Origin of the sequence: Okeania sp. SIO2B9 (assembly GCF_010672505.1) — a bacterium.
Taxonomy (GTDB): domain Bacteria; phylum Cyanobacteriota; class Cyanobacteriia; order Cyanobacteriales; family Microcoleaceae; genus Okeania; species Okeania hirsuta.
Window position 1 is genome coordinate 1 of the sequence record NZ_JAAHGK010000296.1, and the last position, 6628, is coordinate 6628.

General features: G+C 34.7%; 8 protein-coding genes. 4 read left to right on the forward strand and 4 right to left on the reverse strand.

The genetic code is table 11. The annotated features are described in order from the left end of the window. Nucleotides 1-146: 146 nt before the first annotated feature. On the reverse strand, nt 147-389 hold the full coding sequence (locus F6K13_RS35110; protein WP_353735321.1) for a chemotaxis protein CheB: 243 nt from the start codon (nt 387-389) through the stop codon (nt 147-149). Between F6K13_RS35110 and F6K13_RS12505 the strand changes: the two genes are divergently transcribed. From F6K13_RS12505 to F6K13_RS12520, 4 genes are all read left to right on the forward strand, one after another. Next, entirely contained in the window at nt 320-472 is a 153-nt protein-coding gene (locus tag F6K13_RS12505) for a hypothetical protein (protein ID WP_287242319.1), read from the forward strand. The genes F6K13_RS35110 and F6K13_RS12505 overlap by 70 nt on opposite strands. Nucleotides 473-477: 5 nt before the next feature. After that, the gene (locus F6K13_RS12510; RefSeq protein WP_124145249.1) at nt 478-744 is read left to right on the forward strand and encodes a hypothetical protein; all 267 of its coding nucleotides are present in this window, start codon (nt 478-480) and stop codon (nt 742-744) included. 432 nt (nt 745-1176) lie between these two features. Then, on the forward strand, nt 1177-2526 hold the full coding sequence (locus tag F6K13_RS12515; RefSeq protein WP_287287519.1) for a 16S rRNA (cytosine(967)-C(5))-methyltransferase: 1350 nt from the start codon (nt 1177-1179) through the stop codon (nt 2524-2526). 34 nt (nt 2527-2560) lie between these two features. Continuing rightward, a complete protein-coding gene (locus F6K13_RS12520) occupies nt 2561-2740 on the forward strand; it encodes a hypothetical protein (RefSeq protein WP_124155173.1) in 180 nt (59 codons plus the stop codon). A gap of 293 nt (nt 2741-3033) precedes the next feature. Here the strand turns inward: F6K13_RS12520 and F6K13_RS12525 are convergent, their stop codons facing one another. The 3 genes from F6K13_RS12525 to F6K13_RS12535 all read right to left on the reverse strand — a co-directional run bounded on the left by F6K13_RS12525 (nt 3034) and on the right by F6K13_RS12535 (nt 6571). Continuing rightward, nucleotides 3034-3273 carry a DUF2281 domain-containing protein gene (locus tag F6K13_RS12525; RefSeq protein WP_124145246.1) on the reverse strand — a complete coding sequence of 80 codons (240 nt, stop codon included), beginning with the start codon at nt 3271-3273 and terminating at the stop codon, nt 3034-3036. A gap of 207 nt (nt 3274-3480) precedes the next feature. Beyond that, a complete protein-coding gene (locus tag F6K13_RS12530) occupies nt 3481-6207 on the reverse strand; it encodes a DEAD/DEAH box helicase (RefSeq protein ID WP_124145245.1) in 2727 nt (908 codons plus the stop codon). 136 nt (nt 6208-6343) lie between these two features. After that, nucleotides 6344-6571, reverse strand: a complete 228-nt coding sequence (locus tag F6K13_RS12535; protein WP_287287521.1) for a hypothetical protein — start codon at nt 6569-6571, stop codon at nt 6344-6346. Nucleotides 6572-6628 lie beyond the last annotated feature (57 nt).

Below are 6628 nucleotides of genomic sequence, written 5' to 3' on the forward strand. Positions count from 1 at the left end.
TGATCGACAGACACAGGCATTAATTTTTCGTGTGTGGTGTAAAAAAAGGTTTGTTATCATTAATACAAGACAAGACATATTCAAAACGAGTACCTTTTTGATTGGTATGTTTGATAATTCTACAGATTTTTCCAATCCATTCATACTCAATCAACATTACATAAGTGTAGATATTTTCCCTCTGGCACAATATATACAGTCCAGGGGTTTATTATCATTCCATCTTCTATTTTATGGACTGTGAGGATCGTTTTTCCTTTTAGAAGTTGGACAAGGTGACTGGGAAAATTAGCAGATTGATTTTGGACTACTATTATGAATGCAATATTTAGTTGTTTTGGCAGATGAGAAAAAAATGTTTCTAATAGTTTTAGATTCTCTGCAAATATTGCTAGACCTACGACAAAAAATTGGTTTTCTAGTTGTAATTTCATTTTTTAATGGGGAAGAGGAAACAGGGAATAAGCAATAGGCAATATGTTGTACCTCACTTCTTTAATCAATGCTATAAAAATAATTTTTCCTACCTATTTAATCGGACTATCAAATATACAATTAGTTTTGTTTGACTACTTAGGGTTTGCGCTCATAAGTCTTATTGGTGAGGGTAGGAGACAGGAGACAGGAGACAGGAGACAGGATAAATGGGTACTTAGAGGAGGTAGGAGCGGGCGTTTTGTAAGAATGATTTTTCTGCCCAACTATGCGCCTAAAATACGCTCCTTTTTGAGCGTGAAGAGCTGAAAAACAGGCACTTTTTTTGAACAAAAAAAGGCTAAAACCTTTATCTGTAAATACTTTTATATTTAATCAGCAATCCCTACTTATTTTAGTAAACTATTCAAGAAAATAGGGAATAGGGAAAGACTTTTCAACTATTAGCTCTAGGAAATGCTTACTATTCAATCAGTCAATATTTGTCTACCCATTTTAAATTTTGAACAGTTTAACTAGCTATCAGCTTTTAGAACTCTGGGTTAAAATCCCCGCTTTCTATAAACCGGATAGTTTAGGAGGTTTTGAAATCCCTTTCTAAACGTAAAAAAAATAATTCTACTGATTACTGAGTGCTGAGTGCTGACCGCTTCTTTAAAGTTAAAATCATGCATTTATATTATCATGCTATAATTTCGTAATTAATCAAAAAAGTTATTAATTTGTTTTTAATTAATTGTAGTGAATAATAATCCTCGTCAATTAGCTTTTATTATCCTCCAAGAAGTGTATCGAAAAGAAGCTTTTGCTGATTTTGCTCTAGATAAACATTTGAGAAAAAATGACTTAATTGATGCCAACCGTCGATTAGTTACAGAGTTAGTTTATGGATGTGTGAGAAGGCAGCGATCGCTTGATGCAATTATCGATCGATTAGCAAAAAAGAAATCTCACCAACAACATCCAGACTTACGGATAATTCTCCATATTGGTTTATATCAATTATCCTATTTAACACAAATTCCAGAATCAGCAGCAGTTAATACCACAGTTGAGCTAGCAAAAGAAAATAAACTGGCTAAATTAACTGGTTTTATTAATGGTTTACTCAGAGAATATATTCGGCGAGAATTGACGATTGACTTGCCCAAAAATCCAGTACAAAAATTAGGAACATTATATAGTTTTCCTGACTGGATAGTTAAATATTGGATAGAGACATTAGGTTTAAGAGAAACTGAAGAATTATGCTCATGGTTCAATCAATCGCCGAGTCTTGATTTAAGAATTAATCCACTCAAAATCTCAATTACAGAAGTAGAAACAGCTATGAAAAATACAGGTATTTGTGTTAACTGGATACCTCAATTTCCCCAACTTTTAAGACTAACAGGTGCAGTAGGTTCAATTCAAAAATTACCGGGTTATGAAGAGGGTTTGTGGTCAGTTCAAGATAGTAGCGCTCAATTAGTTAGTTATTTATTAAATCCACAACCAGGAGAAATCATCATTGATGCCTGTGCTGCCCCTGGAGGTAAGACAACTCACATAGCAGAATTAATAGGAGATAATGGCAAAATTTTTGCTATTGATAAAACAGCTTCTCGACTAAAAATGTTAGAACAAAATTCTGAAAGATTGCAGTTAAAATCTATTTCTATTTATATAGGAGATAGTCGAAGTTTTCCTGAATTTATTAATCAAGCTGACCGAGTTTTATTAGATGCACCTTGTTCTGGTTTAGGAACTTTACACCGTCGAGCGGATGCAAGGTGGAGACAAACTCCAGAGAATATTCAAAAGCTCTCAAAACTTCAGAGTGAGTTATTAGAAAATACTGCCAAATGGGTCAAACCAGCCGGAGTTTTGGTATATGCAACTTGTACAATTCATCCTTTAGAAAATGAGGAGGTGATTGAGAAGTTTTTGACCAATAATTCTGAGTGGGAAATTGAAGCGCCAACTATTGATTTTATAGTGTCTCCCACTGTGGAAGGATGGGTAAAAGTTTGGCCTAATAGAGAACACATGGATGGTTTTTTTATGGTGAAATTGAGAAGAAAGTGTCAGAAATTAACAATTAATAATTAATAATTAATAATTAATTATTAATTAGGGTTTGCGTATGGAAAGTCTTTTTGCTGAGGTAGGAGACAGGAGACAGGAGACAGGAGACAGGAGACGAACCACCCCTCGCCCCTCCCCCTCCCAGGAGGGGAAGTCAGGAGAAATGGGAATGAGCGAGGAGGTAGGAGTAAGAATTGTCAGAATGATTTTTCTGCTCAACTCTTGCCTAAAATACTAGCTTTTTGAGGGTTTTCAACTGAAACAGGGGCACTTTTTTCAATCATAAAAATGCTCAAACCTTTATATATCAATACTTTTATATTTTATCGGTAAGCCCTAATTATTACTTATTCTTAAAAGAAGGGGATTGACTAAAAGGAAAATTTTTGATTTTATCTCCTTAAAAGGGGAAGCTTTAAACCTGAATTGTTTAATTATTAATTATTCGGTAAGTGGTAGTTTTTAGGTGTTAGGTGGTAGGTGTCATTGCAATTCCCAAGAAGTGTGAGTTCAACAATTATTCATTATTCATTATTCATTATTCATTGTTGAAATATATTCTGCCAAATCTTCTAATGGTTCATCAAAATCATCTGACATAATAATTTGATTTGCCCAACTACCATAACCCTTAACAGTTTCTATCTTTTCTGTGAATTGTTGATTATTCGGATATTTTTCTCGTAAATATTCTGCATAATTCAACAGTTCTTTTTTCAGAGATTCAGGCAGATTAATTACAACTTTCCACAAAGCTATATCGGTATTCATAAATTTTATTCTAACCAAATAATAGGGATAAAAATCTCATCAAAAACTGTGTAATTTCAGTTATCACTTGTCAATACTCATAATTATATCATATATAACTTTGTAAGAGTTTGACTGAATAACCGAGGGGCGATATAGCGTTTCTCAAGTTACTAAGGTACAGTTGTTTTTCTTGTTTTCTATTCCCTACTCCCTACTCCCTACTCCCTAAACAGCGATCGCCTCCAAAATTAACAACCCTAAATCTTTATATAAACCTCTATTTTGCTGAGGACAACTATGGTGAGTTAAACAGCGGGGACAACCATATTCACAATCACAATTTTTTGCTAATTCTGTTGCCTTCTTTGCAAACTTCAACAGTTGATTAAAAATTGCTTCACTCGCACCATTTCCACCATCGCAAGTATCAAAAAAATAACCGATAGTTTCTCCTCTCTCTTGCTTCACAAACCATTGAACATCCTGACTCGAACTTAACACTACTAAAGGCACAGCAAACATTAGTTGATGCCCCATACTATGCAATGCAATAAAATCTGAATTACAACTCCATAAATTTTTGAATTTATCTGGAATTTTGTCTTGATACTTCTCTTTTATTTTCTCCTTAATTTCTCTAAAATTTTCCCCTATAGCATTGCTAAAAGCATAATTTATCTCTACCTTCACAACTGGAGCTTGATATTGAGTTTGATAGGGCGGATCGAAACTACCTCCATCTACAACTTTAGTAATTTCACCTCCTTTTTTATATTCAGTAGCAAACAAATCATATCCTGTGACTAAAAAGGTAATTTCTCCCCAGATTAAACTTAATCTTAATCTAGCGTGCGGAATATTTGCTTGAATTATTTGGGATTTTGCTAATTGCTGAGTTTCTTGAATAACTAACTCAGTTTTTGGCTTGCTTTCTAAATTACAATTTTTGCCTAAAGGTTTTAAAATTGCTTTTTTTGTATCTAAGTCGAGATTCTCAGAACGATAAAAAATTAACTCACTGTCATAATTTTGGGCTAAATAAATTGCCCCTGGAAAAACTTCCTGATGGGCAAGACTCATTTGCATTTTTTCAAAAGTTTCTCCAGTATTAATATTGATTAATTCCACATCATTTTGAGCATGACCGCGAATATTAATATTCCGATGAGGAAAACCATATCCCCAAAGTTCAGAAGAGTTAGTAATATAGATTTTTTCTTGTTTCAATAAACTATCAGCAATAGCTCCAGCTACTTCTCCAAAACGTTCTGTTATTTCATTCAAAGGTAGGCCACTTTCGACACAACTACATTCTAAATGTTTGCCCAAAATAGTCGGATAATTTGGATTAAAAGCAGCACTTTCCACCTCACCATTTAATAATAAATCTGGTTTATTTCCATAGAAATTATCCAACGGGTTTTGAGCTACTGGTAAAAACATCACTAACCCAGGATTTCTACGTCCTGCTCTACCAATTCTCTGTCGCCATGACATTAAACTACCAGGATAACCACGCACCAAACAACAATCAAGTCCTGGTAAATCAATTCCTGCTTCTAATGCAGAAGTAGAAAGAATAACTTTTACTATACCAGCTTCTAATTTTTGGATAATATCCTGTCGTCTATTAAATTGCAAAGAACCATAAAAAATTGCCACTTTATCTGCTAAATAACTCTCACCATTCTTATCAGCTATTCGCTTAATTATACCCAGGAGTTTTTTCACAGCACTGCGAGAATTACAAAATACTATCCCACTTAGATCGTGGCGTAACCAAGACAGAATTATTTGACAAGCATCGGGGTTAGCAGTTTCGCTAGGTTCCAAACATAAAATTGTTCTACCAGCACTATCAGCACCACTTTTTGATATTAGATGAAGTCGTTCCGGTTCCTCAGATCGGTTGCTAAATCTCATTGCCATTTCTGCGGGGTTGCCAATAGTAGCTGAACTAAAAATAAATTGTAGTTTTTTTGAACTTCCTCCTACTCTGTCTACCACCATTTTTAATCTGCGCATTAGGTTGGCAAAATGAGCGCCAAAAGCACCTCTATAAGTATGAGATTCATCTATAACTACATAGCGGAGTTGTTGAAAAAATTTACGCCATCCTTCTCCATCTTTGCTTCTAATTCTATATAGTTGATAGTGTAATAAATCTGGGCTGACTCCTAAAATATTGGGTGGGTTGGGGATAAATAATTTTTTCCTTTGTTTTGAGGATGTGTCACCTGTAATTAATCCAATTTTGACAGAATTTTCGGGAAAGTATGAGACCATTTTTTCCAACTTTTGCATCTGGTCTAATGCTAATGCTTTGAGGGGAAAAATATATAATGCTGTGGTCTGAGGTTGTTGTAAACATGATTCTAAAATCCCTAAGTTATAACAGAGAGTTTTACCAGAAGCTGTGGGGGTAAAGATGCAAAGGTCTAATTTTTTTCTCAGAGCGTTTAATGATTCAATTTGATGTTCATAGAGTTCCGTAATCTTTTGTAAAATGAGAGAATTTTTGAGAGTTATTGGTAAATCTTCTGGCAAAGGATAAAGTTTTCCTGGAGTTGGTGGTGTATTTTCTATAGCTACTAATTTATCTGAAAATTCTTGGGCTATTGTTTGAAATACTGGTCGGGGAATAGCTGCTATTTCTGCGGAAGTAATCTTTGATTTTTCAGGCTGTTTTAACTTCTTAGTCTGAAAATTTTTACTATCTCTTTGATGAATTTGTTTTTGATTAATTGCTATTTGCCAATCAGGAAAATGTACTGGGGTTGTATTTTCTAGAAAGTCTACAATTAAACGTTTGCCTAATACTGCTGTAATTTGACCAATACCATATTCAGGAGAATAAATTTTTGCACCAATTTTTAACCACTCTGGAGGTAATAGTAATTGATTTCCTGCAGCTTGGAGAATAGCAGCATAATCTGTAGGTTTATCTGTCATATTAGCTTTTTAGTAGTAGTGGACCGACACAGCTAAAATGGTGCATTAAAATAGTCAGCAATGGAGGACAATAATTATCATTTTCTTTGTGGGTTTAATACCTCACCGTCTACACGGTGTTCAAAATTACTTGGGGTTAGAATCCCCATGTAATTTTCCTCCTGTCTCCTGTCTCCTGTCTCCTGTCTCCTTCTTCAAGGGAAGAGGTCGGCCAGATAAAGTCTATCTGACGGATGTCATATAAAATCCAGTAGCATCGGTATAAAATTTTTTGAAGGTAGGAGTCAGGAGTCAGGTAGGGGAGCCGTCGGATTGGCGACGTACAGGAGTCAGGAGGGAAAACAGGTATAAAAATATTGTCCATCTTCACCATTGCCAAATCTTTATAACTGTTTTCCCTCCTGACTCTTGTACGTCGCTA